Source organism: Desulfovibrio piger, from assembly GCF_012843875.1.
Classification (GTDB): Bacteria; Desulfobacterota; Desulfovibrionia; order Desulfovibrionales; family Desulfovibrionaceae; genus Desulfovibrio.
Genome location: NZ_JABAFY010000014.1, coordinates 1 through 21,267, shown reverse-complemented (window position 1 = coordinate 21,267; position 21,267 = coordinate 1). Strand labels below are relative to the sequence as shown.

Here is a 21,267-nt window from a genome sequence, read left to right as displayed (position 1 = left end):
TTTCTTCCGCAGTGTCCCGCCCCGCTTCCGTCACCACCAATCCATAGGCAGCGCCCCTTTCCTGTGCTATACTGGATGCGTTCCCGCTCCGGGATCAATCCCTGTGTCTCCAGGAGGCACCATGTCCGCGCTCTCCTTCCTCCACGACCGTCATTCCTCTCCCCGCTCTCCCTGGTCTGCCTTGTGTGCCTGCTCCTGTTGCCCGCGTGTCCGGCACCGGGCTCCGACCTCGACGGAACGGCCCATAACCACCACGCCCAGATCAGGGCGGGCGATGCCTACAGCAATATCTACGGCGTCATGGCCTATGGCGACAGTGCCCGGGCCCGCTACGGCACGGTCGTCAATGACGGCGGTCAGGCCGTGCAGACCTTCGGCGGCTGGTGTTACGGCGGCGTCGCCGACACCGCCTACAACAGCATCGTCGTCAATGGCGGCCGCATCAGTGACAATGCCTACGGCGGATCCGCCCTTGCCACCATGTTTGCCCGAAGCAACAGCAATACGGTCCTCCAGATTGGCGGCGATGTCTCCCATATCGTGGGCGGCAATGCCGACAGCGGCCGCGACAAGGCCCTGGCCGACAGCAATCTCGTTATCATCAAGGGGGGCACGACCGGTACCGTGGTCGGCGGCCATGCGTCAGGTCTGCTTGACGGCTCGGCCCGTTACAACCTGGTCAGCATCTCCGGCGGCTCCATTACCAGCGTCGCCGGCGGCAGTGCCACCACGACCAACGGGACAGCCGACGCCAGTTTCAACGCTGTTCTCGTCAGCGGCGGCAGCATCAGGGATCACATCGTCGGCGGCATCGTCTATGCCAGCAGCGGCGGACAGTACGGCGCACGCTACAATGCCGTCACCCTCACGGGCGGCCATATCGGCGGCTATGTCTTTGGCAGCGCCCTCACGGACAGCCTGGGGCAGAACGTCTCCCCCCTGCCCGCTGCCGGCAGCGGCAACAGCCTCAACCTGCTGGGCTGGCAGGGCACGCTCCGGCGTGTGGCGGCCTTCCAGTACCTCAACCTTGCCCTACCCAACGGCATGCGGCCCGGAGAGACCCTGCTGACACTGGGCAACGAGCAAAAAGAGGGCGACCTGCAGGGTGGTACGGTACGCGTTCTGGGGGCCCTGGGGGGCCAGGGCATGCGCATCGGTGACCGGTACACGCTGATAAACAGCATCCATGCCGATGAACTGGCCCTGAGTAACGGCGGTACCGTCCATGATGCGCCCAAGGGCTTCGCCCTGCTCTTCGACGGCAGCATGCAGCGCAACGGTGACTCCATCGACCTGACCATCACCGGCTTGCGGGCCAACCCGCAGATAAAGGCCTTCAACCAGTACCGGGTGGCCCAGATGGCGGCCCTCGACCGGGGCGCGCGCCTGGTGGAAGGCACGGCCCTGGAGCAGGCCCGCAAGGCGGCTGCCGGACAGGATGCCTGGATGCCCTTCGCGGCCATCCATGGCGGTACGGAACGCTACGGCAACGATGGCCGGGCGGACGGCACCGGTCTGGAACTGGCTGCCGGTCTGGCCCGGAGCTTCACGGGCGAGGCGGGCGACCTGCTGCTGGGCGCGTTTTTCGAATACGGCCAGGCCAGCATCGGCACCCGCGAGGACTTTTCCGTAGGCGACGTCTGCGGCACCGGCAACGCCCGCTACGCGGGCGGCGGCCTGATGGCCCGCTTCGACCTGACGTCCGGCCTTTTGTCCGGCCTGTACGCGCAGGCCGGTCTGCGGCTGGGGCAGATCAATGGCGACTGGCAGAGCCAGGACATCGCCAGCGTGCTCCAGCAGACGGCCGACTTCGATACGTCCACGGCCTACTACGGCCTGTTCGCCGGCCTCGGCTACCAGTGGCAGGCCACGGAACGCATGCGCCTGGACAGCCGGGCCAGCTTTTTCTGGAACCATCAGGATGGACAGGACATCAGCATCATGGGCGAGGATTTCCGCTTCGATCCCATGGATTCCTGCCTGCTCCGCGTGGGCACCCGCCTGAGCTATGAGCTTTTCCAGGGCTTCAGTCCCTACGCGGACGTGGCCTGGGAACATGAATTCGACGGCACGGCCCGCACGGAACTGAGCAATCACGGCGTGGATGCACCCTCGGTCTCCATGCGCGGCGACAGCGCCGTCTTCATGGCAGGCTTGCAGTGGGATCCCGCTCACAGCTCCCTCCATGTGGACCTGGGGCTCGAAGGTTCCGCGGGTGTCCGGCAGAGCATCGGCGGCCAGGCCCGCCTGGTCTGGGAATTCTGATGGCAGGAGCATCGCCCGCGCCTTCCCGCGGGCACACATAAAAAGAGGCCGGATGTGCAGCACATCCGGCCTCTTGCATAGTATCGTATCATTGATGTCGCAGGACGTCCCGGCGGCACGGTGCGGCTCGCCTCAGGTACGGCCGTCCGCCCTCCGCGCCTCACCTCCAGCCGGAGGAGCCTTTGCCGGCAAGGTCTGCCCCGCTCTGCCCGATCACCGTACGAGCCTGAAAGTCATCCCCGGGCGTGGCGGCGCAGCACCTCGTCCATCAAATCTTGTCCGAGACTGCCGAAAGGACGCAGCGGCGCAGGCTCTCCCGCACCCGGCTCCTGCAGGCAGCGACCGTACCAGACGATGTCGTGCCAGCGGCCCTGCTTCCAGCCCGAGGCCGGGAAATGCCCCAGCAGGGAAAAGCCCGTCGCCCTGTGCAGGGCTTCGCTAGGCTCGTTGGGCACCGCGATGCAGCCATAGGCGTTGACCACGCCCTGCAGGCGCAACAGTTCCAGCAGGGCCCCGTACAGGGCACGCCCCACGCCGCGCCCACGGGCGGAACCCAGCACATAGACGGAGCACTCCACGTTCCAGCCGTAGGCCGCCCGTTCCATGTGCCGGTGGGCATAGGCATAGCCCAGCACCTGCCCCGGCGCCCGGCAGACCAGCCAGGGATATTCCGGCAGCACATGATGCAGACGCGCGCCGAACTCCGCAGCCGTGGGCACCTTGTATTCGAAGGTGATGGCCGTGTCCCGCACATAGGGCGCATAGATGGCCAGCATGGGGAAGACGTCGCCGTCCCCGGCCACCTGCAGGCAAAAGCTCATCGCTCCTCTCCTCTGCCGGGGATGCTTCCCCCGTCTGCGGCCAGCCCGCTGACCACACCGCCTATGCAGATGCCCAGGCTGCACATGGCCAGCCCCAGCCACCAGATGCGATAAAAGTCATGGCCAAAGATGCCGTTGACCAGCCAGCCCAGATACCCCAGATAGAACCAGGCCGTCAGACGCCAGTGCAGAAGACTGCCCGCGGCCTCCGCCGCACGCTGCGCCACACCGCCGTCGTGCAGGGCACGACGGATATGCCTGCCCGCCCACCAGGCGAAGCCCAGCAGGAAGATCATGCCCAGGATGAAGCCGATGATGCCGTGGGCATACAGGATATCCAGATACATGTTGTGCGGGTGGCTGATGGTGATGGCGTCATGGGCCGGGACAAGCCCCAGGGCCCGGAAGCAGGCGTTGTAGCGGTCAAGCCCCGCCCCCAGCCAGGGATGCTCGAGGAAGACCTGCCAGCCCAAGGACCAGAGGCTCCAGCGCCCGTCCCCCGCGATGGTGGACGGATCCATGCGGTGGAAGGACAGCAGGGTGAAGCCCCCCAGCACCAGGACGCAGCCCCAGAGGGCGATGCGTCCCGTCCTGCCGCCCGCCAGCAGGGCCCAGAACACGAAGGCGGAGGCCACGGCCAGGATGCCGCTGCGGCTGGAGGCGCCTTCCAGCAGGAAAAAGGCCGGGATGAAGAGCACCACCCAGACGATCGCCGCGGGCAGGACGCCCAGACGGCGACGCAGCAGGAACCAGCAGGCAAAGGCAGGGATCATGGCCAGCGCCATGTAATTGCCCACGCTGTAATCCCCCAGGCTGCCGGTCAGGCGTCCGGCGTTGGGCGCATAGCCCATGATGAAGTCGAAGCCGGTCCAGGCCTGCCACATGCCGTCCAGTCCCTGCCAGACACAGGCCAGCACACAGGCATGGACAAGGCGACGCAGATCCCGTGTGGAGCGCACGCACTCCATGGCGATGAAAGGCAGGATATAGGCCTTGTTGACGCCCATGCCACCATGCAGGAAGGACTGCCAGACGTCCGTGGAGAAGACCACGCCGATGAGGGTCATGGCACCGGCGCAGAGGAAGAGCGGCCAGACCGTGAGACGGCGCAGGACGGAACGGTGCCAGGCGTGCCGGTAATAGAGCAGCAGAAAGATGAAGCACAGCGGCGGCGTCACTTCGCGCCAGCCGTAGCCGATGGGGAACAGGGCCAGGGAGACCCAGAACGTCCAGAAAAGACAGGCATGCCAGAATTCCCCGGGATCGGCGTCATGGCGTCGCCGGATACGGTCCATCACGTCCGCGACACAGCTCTTCAGTTGCGACATCTTCGGGCCTCCTGTAGTGGGATAGCGGCACCATAGCGGCAGGCTTTGCCGAATTCAAGCCGCCTCTTGCCACCAGTCCCCCGCTGCGCTAAGTAGACTCAACATTTATTTCATAAGCTATTGAGGAGATTATGGCACGTTTTACCGGTTTTGATGAAGTGTACAGCGCCCTGTATGTGGACTTTGACAACATTTACACCCGTTTTCTTGAAGCAGACCCCGAAGCGGCCCGGGCCTTCGGCATGGCCCCCTACCGCTGGGTGCGCTGGATCGAGAACCACGCCCTGCGCATCCTCTACGGTGACGGCGTGCGCCGCCGCATCCTGAAGCGCATGTGTTACCTCAACCCCCAGCGCTATCAGGAATTCCGTTACCATTTCATCCGCAGCGCCTTCCAGGTGGTGGACTGTCCGCCCCTGACCACCCGCGGCAAGACCAGCACGGACATCCATCTGGTCATGGACTGCATGGATGACCTGTCCCACCCCACCCATTTTGACGAATTCATCATCCTGTCCGGCGACGCGGACTTCACCCCCCTGCTCATCCGCCTGCAGGAACACGCCCGCCGCACCCTGATCCTCTCCGTGGGCTATTCCTCGCCCGCCTACACGGCGGCCGCCTCCTGGCGCATCCGCGAGGACTGGTTCCTGCAGCAGGCCCTCAAGGACGAACGCCCCGAAGATGACGCCGACGCCGCGCCCGGCAATGCTTCCCTGCCCCAGGCCCGTCCCCTGCGCGATACCCTTTCGCGCATGGCCCCCGGCGCCAGCGACGAAGACGACGAGGACGACGGCCCCGCCCCGGGCAACAGCTGGTAAGGCAGTTGACGGCGCTGGCCCTCCCGCATAAGACAAGATATGGTTGGCTGTCCCGGCATGCGTGTGTCACATGCCGGGACCTATCCCATCAATCTTCCGGAGGCAGCGATATGATCCGTAAACTGACCCTTGCCCTGTGCTTCCTTGTCCTCATGTCCTCGGCCGTGGCCGCCAAGACCCTGGTGGTGGCCGGACACTGCGGCTACCCGCCCATGGAATACCTGAACGACAAGAAAGTCCCCACCGGTTATTCCATTGATTACATCAAGGAGGTGGCCAAACGCGCCGGCTTTGACATGAAATTCCGTGATGTGGCCTGGGACGGCATCTTTGCCGGTCTGGCCTCGGGCAACTACGACATCCTGGCCTCCTCCACCACCATCACCCCCGAACGCCAGAAGACCTTCGACTTCTCCGACCCGTATTACGGCGTCGTGCAGGCCGTGGTCATGGCCAAGGGCAAGAAGATCGACAGCCTGGCCGGCCTCAAGGGCCTGACCGTGGGCAGCCAGATCGGCATCACCGGCGTGTTCGTGCTGCAAAAGGCCAACGTGGGCGCCAAGATCAAGGAATACGACGACATCGGTCTGGCCTTCGAAGACCTGGCCGCCGGCCGCATCGACGCCGTCATCGCCGACGACCCCGTCGCCAAATTCTACGCCAACAAGCGTGAAGACTTCGCCGGCAAGTTCTCCGTGGCCTACCTGCACAAGGATCCCGAATACTTCGGCTTCTGCGTGCGCAAGGGCGAGACCGAACTCGTGAAGCGCATCAACAAGGCCATCGCCGCCATGAAGGCCGACGGCACCGAAGACAAGCTGAAGATCAAGTGGATGGGCTCTGCCGACTAGTCCGGACACCCCGGCCGGCAGCACCGGTCACCATCATATGACATTTCGGAAGGGCCTGCGGGCCCTTCCTGCGTTTCCGGCCCTGTGCGGCGGCCGGAAAATCCCGGAAAACCTATTGACGCTCGGGGCCCGCGCGACTAATAAGACCCAATCCTGGCCGGGCCCGGCACGGATGCCCGGTCCGGTCCAGGCCTTTTTTCCCATTTTTCGGAGGCAGCATTATGTTCCGCAAACTCACTCTTACCCTGTGCGCACTCGTCCTGATGTGCACTCCCGTGGCCGCCAAGACCCTCGTGGTCGCCGGCAACTGTGCCTTCCCGCCCATGGAATTCCTGACGGACAAGAAGGTCCCCACCGGCTATTCCATCGACTACATCCATGAGATCGCCAAACGCGCGAATCTGAAGATCACCTTCCGCGACGTGGCGTGGGACGGCATCTTCGCCGGTCTGGCCGCCGGTAACTACGACATCCTGGCTTCCTCCACCACCATCACCCCCGAGCGCCAGCAGGCCTTCGACTTCACCATCCCCTACTATGGCGCCGTGCAGGCCGTGGTCATGCCCAAGGGCAAGAAGATCAACAGCCTGGCCGACCTCAAGGGCCTGACCGTGGGCAGCCAGATCGGCATCACCGGCGTGTTCGTGCTGCGCAAGGCCGACGTGGGCGCCAAGATCAAGGAATACGACGACATCGGCCTGGCCTTCGAAGACCTGGCCGCTGGCCGTACCGATGCCGTCATCTGTGACGACCCCGTGGCCAAGTTCTATGCCAACAAGCGCGAAGACTTCGCCGGCAAGTTCAACGTTGCCTACCTGCACAAGGATCCCGAATACTACGGCTTCTGCCTGCGCAAGGGCGATACCGAGCTGCTGGAACGCCTCAACAAGGCCATCGCCAGCATGCAGGCCGACGGCACCGAAGCCAAGCTGAAGATCAAGTGGATGGGCGCTGCCGACTAGCCCGGACACTCCGGCCGGACGTCCCGGCCATCCTTCCGTCATCCCAGGGAAGGGCCCACGGGCCCTTCCCTTATTTTTGGCCCGCTGACAGGCGGCCGGGCCCCGCAGGCAGGAAAACTGCGGCTCCGGCGCCCGCCGGGTATTGACGACAGGGGCCTGCGCGGCTAATAAAACCCAGTTTGGCCGGTTTTGGCATGCGGGCGCGAGCCTCAGGCCAGACATCTTCATCAACCTTTGGAGGCAGCATTATGTTCCGCAAACTCACGCTTACCCTGTGTGCTCTCATGATGATGTGCACGTCCGTGGCCGCCGAGACCCTGGTGGTCGCCACCAACTGCACCTATCCGCCCATGGAATTCCTGAACGACAAAAAGGTGCCCAACGGCTATTCCATCGCCTACGCCACGGAAGTGCTCAAGCGTGCCGGTTATGAGATGGAACTGCGCGACGTGGCCTGGGACGGCATCTTCGCCGGTCTGGCCGCCGGCAACTACGACCTGCTGGCCGCTTCCACCACCATCACTCCCGAACGCCAGAAGGCCTTCGACTTCACCGAACCTTACTACGGCGTGGTGCAGGCCGTGGTCATGCCCAAGGGCAAGAAGATCAACAGCCTGGCCGACCTCAAGGGCCTGACCGTGGGCAGCCAGATCGGCATCACCGGCGTGCTCGTGCTGCAGGAAGCCAACGTGGGCGCCAAGATCCGCGAATACGACGACATCGGTCTGGCCTTCGAAGACCTGGCCGCCGGTCGTGTGGACGCCGTCATCTGTGACGACCCCGTCGCCAAGTACTACGCCAACAAGCGTACCGATTTCGCCGGCAAGTTCGGCATCGCCTACCAGCACAACAATCCCGAATACTTCGGCTTCTGCGTGCGCAAGGGCCGTACCGAGATGCTGAACCGCCTCAACAAGGCCATTGCCGAGATCAAGGCCGACGGCACCGAAAACAAGCTGAAGGTCGAGTGGATGGGCACTGCCGACTAGGGCAGCCGCTGCGACCGGCACCGCCGGTCCCCATTTTGTGACAACTGTTCGGAAGGGCCTCCGGGCCCTTCCGGCGTTCCCGCATACAAGGGGCAACCTGTACAATGAAAGACGAAGGGCAAAGCAAAGGCAACATCATCATGGTGACGGACGGCCCGTCCATCCCGAACCCTCGCGAATGGCGGCTCATCAACGCATGGTCCATCGCCCTGTGTGGTGCCATCATCACCCTGGTGCTGCTCTGCACCACCGGGCCGCAGGTCTACCGTGATGCCATCATCTTCCTGCCTGACGGCCTGCTGCTCACCTTCAAGGTGACGGCCTACTCCATCTGCGGCGCCGTGCCTCTGGGCCTGCTGACCGGCCTGGGGCGCATCTCGCGCAACCGCTTTTTCAACCTGCTGGCCTCCACCTATGTGGAAGTCATCCGCGGCATCCCCCTGCTGGTGCAGATCTTCTACATCTACTTCGCCATCTCCATGCTGGTGAAGATGGAAGGCGTGACCTCCGCCGTCATCGCCCTGAGCTTCTGCTACGGCGCCTACATGGGCGAAGTGTTCCGCGCGGGCATCCTGGCCATCCCCCACGGGCAGACCGAAGCGGCCCGCTCCCTGGGCTTCAACCGCGTGCAGACCATGTTCTATGTGGTGCTGCCCCAGGCCTGGCGCACCATCATCCCGCCCGTCGGCAACGAATGCATCGCCATGCTCAAGGATACGGCCCTGGTCTCCGTCATCGGCATGCCCGACCTGATGCAGCGCGCCCGCAGTTTTGCCTCCAAGAGCTACTGCTATTTCGAGTCCTACACCGTGGTCGCCCTGGTGTACCTCATCATCACCCTCATCCTCTCCAAGATCGTCAGCATCATCGAAGCGAGGCTCAATCACTATGACAGAAAAAAATAGCACCGAGCCCATCATCAGCATCCGCCACGTCTGGAAGTACTTCGGACAGCTCCCGGCCCTGCAGGATGTGAGCCTCGATATCGCTCCCGGCGAGCGCGTGGTCATCATCGGGCCTTCCGGTTCCGGCAAGTCCACCCTGCTGCGCTCCATCAACCGTCTTGAAGAGATCGACGGCGGCAGCATCATCGTCAACGGGCAGGACATCAACGACAAGGCCAACAACATCAACGAGATGCGCCGCAACCTCGGCATGGTCTTCCAGCAGTTCAACCTCTTCCCGCACAAGACGGTGCTGCAGAACCTGACCCTGGCCCCGCGCAAGCTGTTGAACATCCCCAAGGCCGAAGCCGAGACCATGGCCCTGAAGCTGCTCAAGAAAGTGGGCATCAGCGACAAGGCCAACGTCTACCCCGCCATGCTCTCCGGCGGCCAGCAGCAGCGCGTGGCCATCGCCCGCGCCCTGGCCATGCAGCCGGACATCATGCTCTTCGACGAGCCCACCTCCGCCCTTGACCCCGAAATGGTGGGCGAAGTGCTGGACGTTATGGTGAGCCTGGCCGAAGAAGGCATGACCATGATCTGCGTGACCCACGAAATGGGCTTTGCCCGTACCGTGGCCGACCGCCTGATCTTCATGGACCACGGCCAGATCCTGGAAATGGGCAAGCCCGATACCCTGTTCAACTCGCCGCGCCATCCGCGCCTGCGCCAGTTCCTGACGCAGATCCTGTAAGCCGTTTCCCGGCCCAAGGTTTTCCGCAGCCCGTCAGCTTTTCTGGCGGGCTGTTTTCGCATCTTCCCTCCGGCCCGGCCGGACGCCAAGGAGACTTTTTGATGACACAACTGGCCGTTGCCGTCAGCGGCGGCGTGGACAGCCTCTGCGCCCTCCTGCGCCTGCGCGAACAGGGACACGACGTCCTGGCCCTGCACGGGCTCTTCCTGCCCGATGCCGCATCTTCCGGCCTGCGCCCGGCCCCTGAAGGCCCCCGTCTGCTCACGGCAGCGGAGGTCCTGGCCGCGCCTCTGCCCCCCGCCAGCCGTCAGGCGGTGGAAGGCCTGCAAACAGCCTGCGGACAGCTGGGCATCCCCCTGCATGTGGCCGACATGCGCGCGGTCTTCGACAGGGAGGTCGTCACGCCCTTCGTGCGGGCCTATGCCCGGGGCCGGACGCCCAACCCCTGTGCGCTCTGCAACCGGGCCATCAAGTTCGGGGCCCTGCTGGACGCCGCCCTGAGCCTGGGCGCGGACCGCATCGCCACCGGCCATTACGCCCGCCTGCTGGACGGCCCTGCCGGGCCCGTGCTGGCCGCAGCGGACGACCTGGCCAAGGACCAGAGCTATTTCCTTTCCCTCGTGCCGCTGGAGCGCCTGCGCCGGGCCGTGTTCCCCCTTGCCCGGCAGGACAAGGCCGCCAGCATCGCCCAGGTGAAGGACGCGGGGCTGGCAGTGCCCGTACCGCAGGAAAGCCAGGAGATATGCTTCATCCCCGCCGGAGAGGACGCCTACCGGGCCTTCCTGGAGCGGCGCTGGCAGGCGGAAGGCCTGTCCCTGCCCGGCAGCGGCCCCGTCCTGCTGGAAGAGGCGGACAGCAACGGCCGCCCCGTGCTGCGCCCGCTGGCCCGGCATGAAGGCCTGTGGCGCTATACCGAAGGCCAGCGCCGGGGCCTGGGCATCGCCCACAGCGAGCCCCTTTACGTGCTGCGCAAGCAGGGAGAGGACAATACCCTCGTGGTGGGCGGCAGGGCCCGCCTGGGCATGCATGGCTGCCTCACCGGCCCCGCCAACCTGCTCTGCCCGCCCGAACAGTGGCCGGACACCTTGCTGGCCCGCCTGCGCCATCGCCAGCGCCCCACCCCCGCCCGGGTGGAGATCACGGACGGCGGCCTGCGCATCACGCTGGCGGAACCGCAATTCCCCAGCGCCCCCGGACAGGTGGCCGCCATCTACGACGAGCAAGGCCGCGTACTGGCCGGTGCGCTGGTGCGGGAACTGTTCTAGCAAGGATGACCGGGAGAAAGGGCAGACGGCCTGTTCCGTTTTGAAGCGCCCCGCTCCGGCAACGAACCATAAAAAAACGTCCCTGTGGCAGCACAGGGACGCTTTTTTATTTTCAGGACAGGGAAAGATCAGCGCAGCACAAGGCCGGGATCGGCCGGGCAGCGCATGCCTTCCAGCAGGGGCACGGCCGGGGACAGCTCGCCCAGCACGCTGACCAGGATGAATCGTCCGTTGGACTGCGCCAGAAAACAGACGCCATCCTGACCGTCTTTCTTGATGGGGAAGCTGTACTGTCCCTCCCGCTCCACAGGATCGGCCGTGGCTCCGGTCACGGAGGCCAGTTCCGCCGCTATCCGGGCGGGGGCAAGGCCCGCATCGGCGGCCACCATCACGGCGATGGCCGTCCGGCGGCCTTCCTGCCGGAGCAGCAAGGTGGAAGTCGTCCCGGACGTATTTTCCTCCACGACGCTCCAGCCCTCAGGCAGAGGGAAAAAGACACCGGCCACTTCCTTTTCCGCAGCCGGCGCAGGAACGGCCAGCAACAGGATCAGCAGGCCTGTCAGCAGTATTTTTTGCATCTTCGTCTCCTCGATGATGATGGAAAAGCCTTGCGCCGGCCACAGGGCTCCGGGCATGGCGCATAACGCCTCGTCCGGGGCACGGCCTTTTGTCGGCGACAGACCGCCGTCCCAAGCCAGGCGTGGACGACAGCTGGCCCGCCGTCTTCCCTAGGCCTGTCCCTGCGGACGGCCGCGCCGCAGCCGCCGCCAGACAGGCTCCAGTATGCCGGGTGCCAGCCTGTAGCTCAAGGGCAGGAAGATCACGGCAAAGGCCAGACCGCTGGCAGCGCAGGCCAGACAGGCATGGGCCACGGCGGGCAAGGCCAGCGTCCCGGAGGCGCGCAGGCCGTCCAGCCCGTACTGGGCCGCCCAGGAGGCCGCCCCGGCGGGCAGGGAGCACAACAGGGCCCGGCCGGACAGGGAAAGCAGGCCCGCGAAGGCCCCCGTGCCCTGCCGTCGTGCCCAGATGGCCACCAGCCAGAGCACATAGGCGCTGACGCTCACCGCCGAGGTCAGGGCGATGGCCCACACGCCCAGGGGCACGGCCCACCAGTAATAGACCGGCAGGGCCAGCAGGGTCATGACCGTGCCCGTGGTGGCCGGGGTCAGGGTATCGCCGTCGGCATAGAAGGCGCGCACCAGCACCATGTACAGAATCCACAGCGGCGTGGCGGCCAGCATGATCTGCAACAGGGGCGTGCTGGCCATGGTCTCGGCCAGACCGAAGCGGCCGCCCTGGAAGATGACGCCCATGATGGGCTGGGCGGCCACGCCCATCCAGAGGGCGCAGGGGATGATGAGGCCCACGCTGGCCCGCAGGGCCGCGCTCAGGGTCTGATCGAAGCGTTCCTTCTCGCCATTGGTCAGCAGGGAGACCAGGAAGGGATAGGAAGCCACGGCGGCCGCCTGTCCCATGAGGCCCACCGGCACCTGCATGATGCGCCGGGCATAGTTGAGCAGGCTCACGGCGCCGTCGCCCACCAGCGAGCCGAACACGCGCATGAACTGCTCATCCAGGAAGATGACGGTCTGGCCCAGCATAAGAGGCAGGGCCATGATCAAAAAGCGCTTGAGCAGCGGATGCCGGAAGACCGGCGACAGGCGCAGCCCCCCGGCGGCGGCCACCCGGAAGGGCAGCAAAAAGGCCCCCAGACAGGCCCCCACGGTCACGCCCACGCAATAGCCGGTCATGCCGCCCAGTTCCCATTCGGCAGGCAGATCCATGCCCTGCGTCAGCCAGGGCAGCAGCAGGCCGCCCGCGATGATGCAGCCGTTGTAGATCAGGGGCGCCAGTGCGGGCACGCGGAACTGCCGCCGCATGTAGAGCAGGGCCGTAACGCAGGCCCCGCACAGAAAGAAGACCTGCGCGGGCAGGATGATGCGCATGAAAAAGGCCAGCCGTGCCGTCTGAGCGGCGTCGAAGCCCGGGGCCGTGATGCGGGCCAGCTCCTCGGCGCCCAGCATGCCCGCCCCCGTCACCAGCAGCGAGGCCACCACCATCCAGCAGAAGATGCAGGAGAAAAAGCGCCAGCCGTCGTCCTCGTCCTCCTGGAAGCGCCGGGACAGCAGGGGGATGATGGTGATGGCCATTATGCCCCCGGCCAGCAGGTGGTTGATGATGTCCGGCACCACGAAGGCCGCGAAGTACATGTCCGCTTCACTGCCCGCGCCGAACTGCCAGGAGATGACCTTGTCGCGCACCAGTCCCATGAGGCGGGACAGGATGGTGCTGGCGGCCAAGATCAGGGCCGCCGCGCCCATGCGCTGTTTTTGCGAGAAAAAGCTCATCCGCGTCTCCCCCGTCCTGCGGGACGGCGTGCCCCGTGCCCTCCATCCCGGCGGGCCTGTCCTTTGCCGCGCACGGGACGCTGCCCGTCGCGGTCACGGCCCTTGCGCTGATGCGGCAATTTGGCATGACGGGCCGGAGCCTTGCCCGGCCGTCCCTGCCGCCCGCGCGACACACGTCCGCCGCGGCGGGCCGCCACGCCCAGCTCCGTGGGCAGCAGGCGGATCTCCAGACGGCCGCTGTGCACTTCGGCCAGCACCACCTCGAGGGACTGGCCCATGCTCCAGCACAGGCCCGAGCGCTGCCCCACCAGACACTGGCGGCGGGCATCGAAGTCGTACCAGTCGTCGCCCAGATCCTCCACGCGGATCATGCCTTCCACGGGCATCTCGCTCAGTTCCACGAACAGGCCGAAATCATTGACACCGGCCACCACGCCCCTAAAACGCTCGCCCACGCGGCCCTCAAGGGCCATGCAGGCCAGACGCCGGGCCATCTCGCGCTCGCAGTCCAGGGCGTCCCGCTCGCGCCGGTTGAGCTGGTCAGCCACGCGCAGCAGCTTCTGCCCGGCAGGCAGGGCACCGCCGTACAGGCCCAGACTGGCCTTGAGCGCCCGGTGCACCAGCAGGTCGGCATAACGGCGGATGGGCGAGGTGAAGTGGCAGTACGCACGGGACGCCAGACCAAAGTGCCCTTCGTTCTCCGGCTGGTAGCGGGCCTGGGGCATGGCCCGCAGGCACAGGCGCCCCACCAGGAACTCCCTGTCCGAACCCTGCACGTCCCGCAGGATGCCCTGCAGGGCCGAGGCCGCGGGCTTCACGGGCACCAGTTCGGGGTCGATGGCTTCCAGGGAGTCGAACAGGCTCTCCAGCCGCTCGGGATCGGGCTGGGGATGCACACGATAGAGGAAAGGCTCCTTCGGGGCCCCCTCCGGGCTGCCGTCGGCTTTCAGGCCGCCCAGATGACGGGCCACGGCCTCGTTGGCCGCGATCATGAATTCTTCGATGAGGCGGTGGGCGTCGTGGCGCACACGGCGGGACACGCGCAGCAGGCGGCCCTTGTCGTCAAAGCCGTATTCCGGTTCCGGCAGGTCGAAATCCAGGCTTCCCCGGCGCTGCCGGGCCTCACGCAGGCAACGGTACAGTTCGAAAGCCGTCTCCAGCATGTCCAGCACTTCCTGCCCGCGCGGTCCGGCGGCCAGCGCGGCACGGGCCTGCTCGTCCCTGTCCAGCAGGCAGGCCTTGACCTGATCGTAGGTCAGGCGGGCCGCCGAACGCATGACCACCGCCGCGAAGCGCGGCCTGCCCGGCTGCCCGGTGGCGGAAAAGGGGATCTCGGCCAGCATGGCCAGCCGGTCTTCGTCAGGGCGCAGACTGCACAGACCGTTGCACAGGGCGGGCGGCAGCATGGGCTCCACCGACGTGGGAAAATACCAGGAATTGCCGCGCGCCAGGGATTCGGTATCCAGCGCCGAACGCGGGCGCACATAATGGCTCACGTCGGCGATGGCCACACGCAGGAGCCAGCCCCCGCCGGGACGGGCCTCCACCTGCACGGCATCGTCGAAGTCACGGGCATCGGCGCCGTCGATGGTCACCAGCGGCAATGCGCGCACGTCCTCGCGCCCGGCCATGTCGGCATGCTGGGGCGCGGACGGCAGGGCGTCGGCCTCGGCTTGGACCCGGGGCGGAAACTCCCGCGGTACCTCGTGGTTAAGTTTGACCAGATCCTCCTGCACGGCGATGTCATCTTCCCGGCCCACGGCCTGCAGCAGACGGGCCTGCCAGAGGTCGGCGGCCAGGCGCTTTTCCGGCGCCACCAGCAGCAACGAACCGCCGGAAGGACGCTCCATGTCCCCGGGCAGCTCCACGCTGACATCGAAGGGCATGCGGCTGTCCGCCGGACGGCACAGGGCGCGGCGTCCGGTCACATGGATCACGTGCACGGGCACCTCACGGCAGCCGCGTTCCAGTACTTCCACGATGCGGCCTTCCTGGCTCTTGCCGCGGGCGTGCGAACGCGGCGACAGGGCCACGCGCACCATGTCCTGATGCCAGGCATCACCCGCCTGCAGGGGGTGGATGAAGATGTCCGGCCCGGTCACCTGCCCGTTGTCGCCCAGGGGCGTCACGAAACCGCCCGCGCCGCTGCGCAGGGCCATATAGCGGCCGCGCACCTGGCGCAGACCATCGGCACGGGCCCAGAGCCCGCCCTGCAGGCGCACCAGCCGGCCTTCGTCAGCCAGGGCATAGAGCTGGTCTTCCAGTATCTTGCGGGCCGCACGCGGCAGGCCCGTGACCCGCAGCAGGGCATCCAGGCGCAGGGGACGGTTCTGTTCATGGAAGATCTCCAGCAGCTCGGCGTCATCAAGACCGGCCGGAAGATCGAAGTAGTTGTTTTTCTTGCTCATAGATCCTTGTACGCCGCACAGGGCGACGATGTTTGCACAAAATGTCCGTCCGTCCTGCATACGGGCCCCGGGCCCGCTTGTCAAAGCCGGCAGACGCAAGAGGGGCGGAAGGTCACCCTTCCGCCCCTCTGTCATATCATCGGAGTAGCCGCTCCAAATGCGGCCATCCATCCTGCGCCCCTTCTGCTACTGCAGCTTTCCCGCCGATACAGGACGCGGGATCTTCCCTCTTTCCCCTCATGTGCGGGCGGGGAAGGAGGGCGTGTAAAAGTCCTGCCCGCTAGTCGCGGTTGCCGCCGAACAGGCGCAGCAGCATCAGGAACAGGTTGATGAAGTCCAGATACAGTTCCAGGGCGCCCAGCAGGGCACCGCGGCGCATGGCCGTGGCGTCGTCCACAGGAGCGTTCATGCCGAAGACGCGCAGCTTCTGGGTGTCATAGGCGGTGAGGCCGGTGAAGATCAGCACGCCGATGCAGCTGATGACGAAGTCCATCATGCTGCTGGCCAGGAAGATGTTGACGATGGACGCGATGATGATGCCGAACAGGCCCATCATCAGGAAGTTGCCCATGCCGGTCAGGTCACGCTTGGTCACCGTGCCGTACACCGACATGGCCAGGAAGGTGCCCGTGGCCGTCAGGAAGGCATTGGCGATGGAACCGATGGGATAGACCACGAAGATGCTGGACAGGGTCAGGCCGGTCAGGGCCGAATAGGCGATGAACACCGCCGTGGCCGTGGTGGCCGACATTTTGTGGATGGCGGCGCCCAGGGCGATGACCATGCCGAACTGGGCCACGATGAGGGCGATCATGATCACCATGTTGCCCAGGATGGCCATCTGCAGGTCGGGGCTGGACGCCACGGCAAAGGCCGTCACGGCCGTGATGGCCAGACCGGCGGTCATCCACATGTAGACCTGGCGCATATAGATGGAAACGGCGCTCACAGCGCTTTGCGCAATGGTACGAGCAGTCATGTTTTTCCTCCGGGATTTGGCCGCGCGGCATGCACGGCCGTACTTTCATTCCTTGCTTAACATATAGGAATATGGCGCGCAAAAGCAAGCCCCGGCCGGGTCAGGCCGCCGGTCATGGTCCGGTGATCCCGGGAAGGAAGGCCACGCTCCCCTTCGGGGTCGGCAAAAGCCGCCGGCGAGCAGGATGACGGCGCGTCCCGTTCCTGCCGCACGAGCTCCGTCCAGGACTGGCGTTTCCGCACCGTCCGGCCTCCCCCCATCACAGAAGGGCCGTCCCTATCCTGAGTCCCTCCGTCTGCGGGTTTCCGGCCTCCCCTTCCCTTGCCGCTCCCCCCGGCACATGCTACCGTGCGCCTGTCGCACCGGCATGGTGCGACAGATCATCAAGGAGAACCCTTCATGTTTCAATCCACAGTCGCCCCGTCCGCCGACTGACTCCGCAGCCGACGGATAGGGGGCGTGCGGATTGCCCCTCCCTAAAGGGAGAGGTTATGGAAAAGGATTTCATCGGCTCCGCCGTCTTGTCAACCACTCTTTTCCCCCTGAAGGGGGAGGTTTCAAACCACAAAGGAATTTTTGATGAAGAAATCCGCTCTCTTCACCCGTCTGCTGCCCGCCCTGCTGCTGGCCTGCGCCCTGCTGGCCGCCCCCCAGGACATCCGCGCCCAGGGCCCGGACCCCGTCGTCAAGCTGGAGACCAGCATGGGCGACATCCTCGTGCGTCTGGATGCCCGCAAGGCCCCCATGACCACGGCCAACTTTCTGGAATACGTCAAGGCCGGCCAGTATGACGGCACCATCTTCCACCGCGTCATCAAGGACTTCATGATCCAGGGCGGCGGCATGACCGCCAGCCTGCGCGAAAAGACCACCCGCGCCCCCATCAAGAACGAAGCCGACAACGGCCTGCGCAACCGCAAGTACACCATCGCCATGGCCCGTACCTCCGACCCGCATTCGGCCACGGCCCAGTTCTTCATCAACGTCAAGGACAACAGCTTCCTCGACCACCGCAGCAAGGACCCGCAGGGCTGGGGCTATGCCGTGTTCGGCAAGGTCATCCGCGGCCAGGACGTGGTGGACCAGATCGCGGCCGTCAAGACCGGCAGCCGCGGCTACTACGAAGACGTGCCCATGCAGCCCGTCATCATCAAGCGCGCCACCATCGTGGAATAAATGGTATAAGCGGGAAAAGAGATGCAGGGGGAGGGAAACCTTTCGGGGAAAAGGTCCTCCCTCCCCCTACTCCCCCTCCCTTCCAAAACCTTTTGTTCAGGTCGATATAGAAAGTCCCCGTCACTGGCTGGCGGGCGAGGATATCGGGAAACAGGACGCCCGCTATTCTTCCGGCCTACCCACCAGAGAACCTGACATGACTATCGCACAAAAAAAGACGCCACGTGGCGTCTTTTTTTGTGCCTGATAAAGCGCGTTTGGGGGAGGATGGGGGCTTGGGGGAAGGAACCCCCTTTTCGCGCCAGAGAAAGGGGGTTCCTTCCCCCAACAAACAATAAAACTCCCAACGCCTCAGCGCCGGGCCAGCAGCTTCAGGCGGCGCATGGTCAGATGGCAGATGGCCACGGCCAGGGCGTCCGTGGTGTCCAGGGCCCAGCCCTCACCGCGCACATTGAGCAAACACCGCACCATGAAGGCCACCTGTTCCTTTTCCGCGCGGCCGGTGCCCACCACGGATTTTTTGACCAGCGTGGGCTCGTAATCGCTCACCGGCACCCTGTGGGCGGCGCAGGCGGCCACGGCCACACCGCGGGCTTGGCCCAGCTTGAGGGCGCTGGCCGCGTTCTTGGCCGTGAAGACCTGCTCGATGGCGGCCTCCTGCGGCCGGTAACGGCCCACCACGTCCGCCAGCTGCCGGTAGATGACGGCCAGCCGCTGGGAGAATTCCTTTTCACCGCTGGAGGTGGTGCGGATGATGCCGCAATCCACCAGACGCAGCACGCCGGACTGTTCCGCGATGATGCCCCAGCCCGTACGCTGGGAGCCGGGGTCGACCCCCAGGACCACACGAGGAGTGTCTGCCATAGTTCTCCATAGAAAAAAAGCCCGGCACTCAGGGAATGCCGGGCAAAAAACGGACATCTGCCGCCCGGAGGGGCGGGAACGTACCGGACTAGTCCATATCCATGTCTTCGGGGAAGTCGGCGTTGGCGTAGACGTTCTGCACGTCGTCGTTGTCGTCCAGGGCTTCCATGAGACGGATGACCTTCTGGGCGGCTTCGGCGTCCACGGCCACCAGGTTCTGGGGCACCATGGCCAGTTCGGCGGACTGCATGGTCACACCGGCGGATTCCAGAGCATCGCGCACGGCCGCGAAGTCGGCCATGGCGGTCTGGAGGGTCCAGACATCTTCATCGTCGATGACGTCGTCGGCGCCGGCTTCCATGGCCACTTCCATCATCTGGTCTTCGGTGTAGGCGGCTTTGTCCACGGTGATGACGCCCTTGCGGTCGAACATCCAGCTCACGCTGCCGTCGGTGCCCAGGCTGCCGCCGTGCTTGGTGAACAGGTGGCGCACTTCGGCCACGGTGCGGTTCTTGTTGTCGGTGGCCACTTCCACCATGATGGCGATACCGGCGGGGCCGTAGCCTTCGTAGAAGCATTCGGTCAGATCGCCGCCCGCATCTTCACCGGTACCCTTGCGGATGGCGGCTTCGATCTTGTCCTTGGGCAGGTTCACGGCCTTGGCAGCGGCAATGGCGGCACGCAGACGAGGGTTGCCCGCCGGATCGCCACCGTTCTTGGCAGCGATGATGATTTCCTTGGCGGCCTTGGTGAAAACCTTGCCGCGCTTGGCGTCCTGACGGCCCTTGCGGTGCTGGATATTGGCCCATTTGCTGTGCCCAGACATAAAACCTCCCAAAACTCGGAGAATGTAAAAGGTGAAAAAAGACAGACGGCCTTGCGGCGCGTCCGTTCCCTGCCCAGGATACCGGGACATCCCGGCGGCGGGAGCACGCTTCCGGCCCCTCCGGGCGCGCACGCGGGTGCAGCGGCCCGGACAGCGGAGGATGGGACGCCCCTAAAGGGCGCCGGGCTCCTGTCCGGTGTCGGCGGCTCCGTCCGTGCCCGCATCCTGTGCGGCAGGACGCGCCTCGGCCTTGAACCCCATGCCCACGAAGAAGGTCTCCTTGCTCTCGGCTCGGGAGCTCTTGGGCTTGAAGGATTTGACGGCCTTGAAGGCGCGACGCATGGGCTGGAGCATCTCCTGGATGTCCGGCCCCATGAAAATCTTGACGATGAAGCTGCCGCCGGGTTTGAGGTGCAGGCGCGCCACTTCCAGGGCCTCGCAGGCCAGCTCGAGCGAACGGGCCTGGTCCGTGAACTTGGTCCCGGTGGTACGGGGCGCCATGTCGCTCATGACCACGTCGAACGGCCCCATCTCGCACAGGCGGGCTTCAAAGGCATCGGAACGGTTGAACACGTCCTCCTGCATGAAGGTGACCTGCGGCGGAAAGGCGGTCTCCGTGGTCTGGATGTCGCAGCCCAGCACGAGCCCGCGCTGGCCCACCTTTTCGGCAGCACCCAGCGACCACGAGCCCGGAGCCGCGCCCAGATCCAGAACGCGCATCCCCTGGCGGAAGAGCTTGAACTTCGCGTCCAGTTCCTTGAGCTTGTACACGGAACGGGCCGGATAATTCTCGCGCTTGGCCTTGAGAAAATAATGATCTCGATATTCCTTCATAGTGACACCAGCGGGCTTCTATAGCGTTTTTTTTCGCGGTAGCCAAGCCCCACAGGGGCGGCCCGGCCGATTTTTTTCAGGGGATGGACGGAAGAAGAGGACCCGGGATGCCACGGGCTTTGTCCAGCGTGGCGTGCAGGTTGCCAGCCGCAGAGCGCGGCCACGGGATGTCCTTCTGTATCGTGACGGTCAGGACATTGGTAGCCATCCTGCTTCGGAGCGGTCTTGCTTTCCCGCAGGCGTTCCGGGAAAGCTGGAGCTATTTACCTGCATACCAAAGGAAGGAACGCTTTAGAAACAACTGGAGCGAGCGGCGGACATGGCGCCCCCTCCCCAACCCGGCGGTCACTGGTGCGAGCGTGCCCTCCCGATTGTCGACCCAGCTGTAGCTGCCGATCCTTTCATGCCACAGATATCAGGCCCTTCTCTCCTGAGCGACGGGCGACCTGTTCGCAAAAAAGACTTGACCGCAGCAGGTGAATGGCATACATACCTCGCTAAGCCGCGTTGTGGCGTCCATGTGGGGAAGTAGCTCAGCTGGGAGAGCATCGCCTTCGCAAGGCGGGGGTCGGGAGTTCAAGTCTCCTCTTCTCCACCACAAGGAAAACTAGGGGTTACGGTTCTGGACTGTGACCCCTTTTCTGTTATCTTTGATGGTCGATCTTTTTGTTCCATTGTCAATTTCAAAAAGACAGACCAGATAGATCACATTGGCAGAAAAACGCCACCTTATGAGTCTATGGGAGCTCAGAGCGTGTTTGGAAACTCATTTATCAATAATGAAACGTTTCAACAGTATGCTTGCCATGGCTATTTGAGTCATGGACTCAGACACATCAAGGCGTCGCTCGTAATCCCGCACAAGACGCCTCCAGCGAACCAGCCAGCCGAA

18 protein-coding genes, 1 tRNA gene and 1 pseudogene are annotated in these 21,267 nt (G+C 64.9%); 10 read left to right on the top strand and 10 right to left on the bottom strand.

The genetic code is table 11. The annotated features are described in order from the left end of the window. Nucleotides 1–183: 183 nt before the first annotated feature. Nucleotides 184–2,265: an autotransporter domain-containing protein gene (locus HF854_RS05355; RefSeq protein WP_168935367.1), complete on the top strand. Its 2,082-nt coding sequence runs from the start codon at nucleotides 184–186 to the stop codon at nucleotides 2,263–2,265. 233 nt (nucleotides 2,266–2,498) lie between these two features. Here HF854_RS05355 and HF854_RS05350 read toward each other — a convergent pair whose 3' ends face one another. Both HF854_RS05350 and HF854_RS05345 read right to left on the bottom strand, forming a co-directional pair. Further along, the gene (locus tag HF854_RS05350) at nucleotides 2,499–3,086 is read right to left on the bottom strand and encodes a GNAT family N-acetyltransferase (RefSeq protein ID WP_168935366.1); all 588 of its coding nucleotides are present in this window, start codon (nucleotides 3,084–3,086) and stop codon (nucleotides 2,499–2,501) included. Then, entirely contained in the window at nucleotides 3,083–4,414 is a 1,332-nt protein-coding gene (locus tag HF854_RS05345) for an O-antigen ligase family protein (protein WP_240937667.1), read from the bottom strand. The genes HF854_RS05350 and HF854_RS05345 overlap by 4 nt, the downstream gene beginning before the upstream one ends. A 131-nt stretch (nucleotides 4,415–4,545) precedes the next feature. Between HF854_RS05345 and HF854_RS05340 the strand changes: the two genes are divergently transcribed. The 7 genes from HF854_RS05340 to HF854_RS05310 all read left to right on the top strand — a co-directional run bounded on the left by HF854_RS05340 (nucleotide 4,546) and on the right by HF854_RS05310 (nucleotide 10,940). Next, the gene (locus tag HF854_RS05340; RefSeq protein WP_168935365.1) at nucleotides 4,546–5,235 is read left to right on the top strand and encodes an NYN domain-containing protein; all 690 of its coding nucleotides are present in this window, start codon (nucleotides 4,546–4,548) and stop codon (nucleotides 5,233–5,235) included. Nucleotides 5,236–5,345: 110 nt separating this feature from the next. Beyond that, nucleotides 5,346–6,086 (top strand): basic amino acid ABC transporter substrate-binding protein, encoded by a 741-nt coding sequence (locus HF854_RS05335; RefSeq protein WP_006009232.1) that lies wholly within the window; start codon nucleotides 5,346–5,348, stop codon nucleotides 6,084–6,086. Between the two features lie 221 nt (nucleotides 6,087–6,307). Continuing rightward, entirely contained in the window at nucleotides 6,308–7,048 is a 741-nt protein-coding gene (locus HF854_RS05330) for a basic amino acid ABC transporter substrate-binding protein (RefSeq protein ID WP_168935364.1), read from the top strand. Nucleotides 7,049–7,296: 248 nt separating this feature from the next. Further along, the gene (locus tag HF854_RS05325) at nucleotides 7,297–8,037 is read left to right on the top strand and encodes a basic amino acid ABC transporter substrate-binding protein (RefSeq protein WP_168935363.1); all 741 of its coding nucleotides are present in this window, start codon (nucleotides 7,297–7,299) and stop codon (nucleotides 8,035–8,037) included. Between the two features lie 104 nt (nucleotides 8,038–8,141). Then, nucleotides 8,142–8,942, top strand: a complete 801-nt coding sequence (locus tag HF854_RS05320) for an amino acid ABC transporter permease (RefSeq protein WP_006009216.1) — start codon at nucleotides 8,142–8,144, stop codon at nucleotides 8,940–8,942. Next, on the top strand, nucleotides 8,926–9,675 hold the full coding sequence (locus HF854_RS05315; protein WP_006009214.1) for an amino acid ABC transporter ATP-binding protein: 750 nt from the start codon (nucleotides 8,926–8,928) through the stop codon (nucleotides 9,673–9,675). The genes HF854_RS05320 and HF854_RS05315 overlap by 17 nt, the downstream gene beginning before the upstream one ends. A 101-nt stretch (nucleotides 9,676–9,776) precedes the next feature. Further along, complete coding sequence (locus tag HF854_RS05310) at nucleotides 9,777–10,940, top strand: tRNA-specific 2-thiouridylase (protein WP_168935362.1); 1,164 nt, start codon at nucleotides 9,777–9,779, stop codon at nucleotides 10,938–10,940. Between the two features lie 128 nt (nucleotides 10,941–11,068). Here HF854_RS05310 and HF854_RS05305 read toward each other — a convergent pair whose 3' ends face one another. The 4 genes from HF854_RS05305 to HF854_RS05290 all read right to left on the bottom strand — a co-directional run bounded on the left by HF854_RS05305 (nucleotide 11,069) and on the right by HF854_RS05290 (nucleotide 16,675). Beyond that, the gene (locus HF854_RS05305) at nucleotides 11,069–11,518 is read right to left on the bottom strand and encodes a hypothetical protein (RefSeq protein ID WP_168935361.1); all 450 of its coding nucleotides are present in this window, start codon (nucleotides 11,516–11,518) and stop codon (nucleotides 11,069–11,071) included. A 150-nt stretch (nucleotides 11,519–11,668) separates the two neighbouring features. Further along, on the bottom strand, nucleotides 11,669–13,288 hold the full coding sequence (murJ, locus tag HF854_RS05300) for a murein biosynthesis integral membrane protein MurJ (protein WP_168935360.1): 1,620 nt from the start codon (nucleotides 13,286–13,288) through the stop codon (nucleotides 11,669–11,671). Then, on the bottom strand, nucleotides 13,285–15,696 hold the full coding sequence (rnr, locus tag HF854_RS05295) for a ribonuclease R (protein WP_168935359.1): 2,412 nt from the start codon (nucleotides 15,694–15,696) through the stop codon (nucleotides 13,285–13,287). The genes murJ and rnr overlap by 4 nt, the downstream gene beginning before the upstream one ends. A gap of 280 nt (nucleotides 15,697–15,976) precedes the next feature. Further along, on the bottom strand, nucleotides 15,977–16,675 hold the full coding sequence (locus HF854_RS05290; protein WP_168935358.1) for a Bax inhibitor-1/YccA family protein: 699 nt from the start codon (nucleotides 16,673–16,675) through the stop codon (nucleotides 15,977–15,979). A gap of 579 nt (nucleotides 16,676–17,254) precedes the next feature. Here HF854_RS05290 and HF854_RS05285 point away from each other — a divergent pair. Then, nucleotides 17,255–17,851 carry a peptidylprolyl isomerase gene (locus HF854_RS05285; RefSeq protein ID WP_168935357.1) on the top strand — a complete coding sequence of 199 codons (597 nt, stop codon included), beginning with the start codon at nucleotides 17,255–17,257 and terminating at the stop codon, nucleotides 17,849–17,851. Between the two features lie 351 nt (nucleotides 17,852–18,202). On the opposite strand, the gene ruvC is transcribed toward HF854_RS05285, so the two are convergent. The 3 genes from ruvC to HF854_RS05270 form a co-directional block, all read right to left on the bottom strand. After that, complete coding sequence (gene ruvC / locus HF854_RS05280; protein WP_168935356.1) at nucleotides 18,203–18,715, bottom strand: crossover junction endodeoxyribonuclease RuvC; 513 nt, start codon at nucleotides 18,713–18,715, stop codon at nucleotides 18,203–18,205. Between the two features lie 88 nt (nucleotides 18,716–18,803). Further along, entirely contained in the window at nucleotides 18,804–19,541 is a 738-nt protein-coding gene (locus HF854_RS05275) for a YebC/PmpR family DNA-binding transcriptional regulator (protein ID WP_168935355.1), read from the bottom strand. Between the two features lie 171 nt (nucleotides 19,542–19,712). Then, a complete protein-coding gene (locus HF854_RS05270) occupies nucleotides 19,713–20,375 on the bottom strand; it encodes an RlmE family RNA methyltransferase (protein ID WP_168935354.1) in 663 nt (220 codons plus the stop codon). A gap of 522 nt (nucleotides 20,376–20,897) precedes the next feature. Here HF854_RS05270 and HF854_RS05265 point away from each other — a divergent pair. Next, nucleotides 20,898–20,973, top strand: a tRNA-Ala gene (locus HF854_RS05265). A 168-nt stretch (nucleotides 20,974–21,141) separates the two neighbouring features. Here HF854_RS05265 and HF854_RS12685 read toward each other — a convergent pair. Further along, nucleotides 21,142–21,267: pseudogene (locus HF854_RS12685) on the bottom strand (IS5/IS1182 family transposase); the annotation flags it as partial.

What these genes read in the sequence shown, in the direction of transcription:
- HF854_RS05350 (WP_168935366.1), bottom strand. Translation starts at nt 3,086, where the DNA reads ATGAGCTTTTGCCTGCAGGTGGCCGGGGACGGCGACGTCTTCCCCATG.
- HF854_RS05345 (WP_240937667.1), bottom strand. Translation starts at nt 4,414, where the DNA reads ATGTCGCAACTGAAGAGCTGTGTCGCGGACGTGATGGACCGTATCCGG.
- HF854_RS05340 (WP_168935365.1), top strand. Translation starts at nt 4,546, where the DNA reads ATGGCACGTTTTACCGGTTTTGATGAAGTGTACAGCGCCCTGTATGTG.
- HF854_RS05335 (WP_006009232.1), top strand. Translation starts at nt 5,346, where the DNA reads ATGATCCGTAAACTGACCCTTGCCCTGTGCTTCCTTGTCCTCATGTCC.
- HF854_RS05330 (WP_168935364.1), top strand. Translation starts at nt 6,308, where the DNA reads ATGTTCCGCAAACTCACTCTTACCCTGTGCGCACTCGTCCTGATGTGC.
- HF854_RS05325 (WP_168935363.1), top strand. Translation starts at nt 7,297, where the DNA reads ATGTTCCGCAAACTCACGCTTACCCTGTGTGCTCTCATGATGATGTGC.
- HF854_RS05320 (WP_006009216.1), top strand. Translation starts at nt 8,142, where the DNA reads ATGAAAGACGAAGGGCAAAGCAAAGGCAACATCATCATGGTGACGGAC.
- HF854_RS05315 (WP_006009214.1), top strand. Translation starts at nt 8,926, where the DNA reads ATGACAGAAAAAAATAGCACCGAGCCCATCATCAGCATCCGCCACGTC.
- HF854_RS05310 (WP_168935362.1), top strand. Translation starts at nt 9,777, where the DNA reads ATGACACAACTGGCCGTTGCCGTCAGCGGCGGCGTGGACAGCCTCTGC.
- HF854_RS05305 (WP_168935361.1), bottom strand. Translation starts at nt 11,518, where the DNA reads ATGCAAAAAATACTGCTGACAGGCCTGCTGATCCTGTTGCTGGCCGTT.
- murJ (WP_168935360.1), bottom strand. Translation starts at nt 13,288, where the DNA reads ATGAGCTTTTTCTCGCAAAAACAGCGCATGGGCGCGGCGGCCCTGATC.
- rnr (WP_168935359.1), bottom strand. Translation starts at nt 15,696, where the DNA reads ATGAGCAAGAAAAACAACTACTTCGATCTTCCGGCCGGTCTTGATGAC.
- HF854_RS05290 (WP_168935358.1), bottom strand. Translation starts at nt 16,675, where the DNA reads ATGACTGCTCGTACCATTGCGCAAAGCGCTGTGAGCGCCGTTTCCATC.
- HF854_RS05285 (WP_168935357.1), top strand. Translation starts at nt 17,255, where the DNA reads ATGAAGAAATCCGCTCTCTTCACCCGTCTGCTGCCCGCCCTGCTGCTG.
- ruvC (WP_168935356.1), bottom strand. Translation starts at nt 18,715, where the DNA reads ATGGCAGACACTCCTCGTGTGGTCCTGGGGGTCGACCCCGGCTCCCAG.
- HF854_RS05275 (WP_168935355.1), bottom strand. Translation starts at nt 19,541, where the DNA reads ATGTCTGGGCACAGCAAATGGGCCAATATCCAGCACCGCAAGGGCCGT.
- HF854_RS05270 (WP_168935354.1), bottom strand. Translation starts at nt 20,375, where the DNA reads ATGAAGGAATATCGAGATCATTATTTTCTCAAGGCCAAGCGCGAGAAT.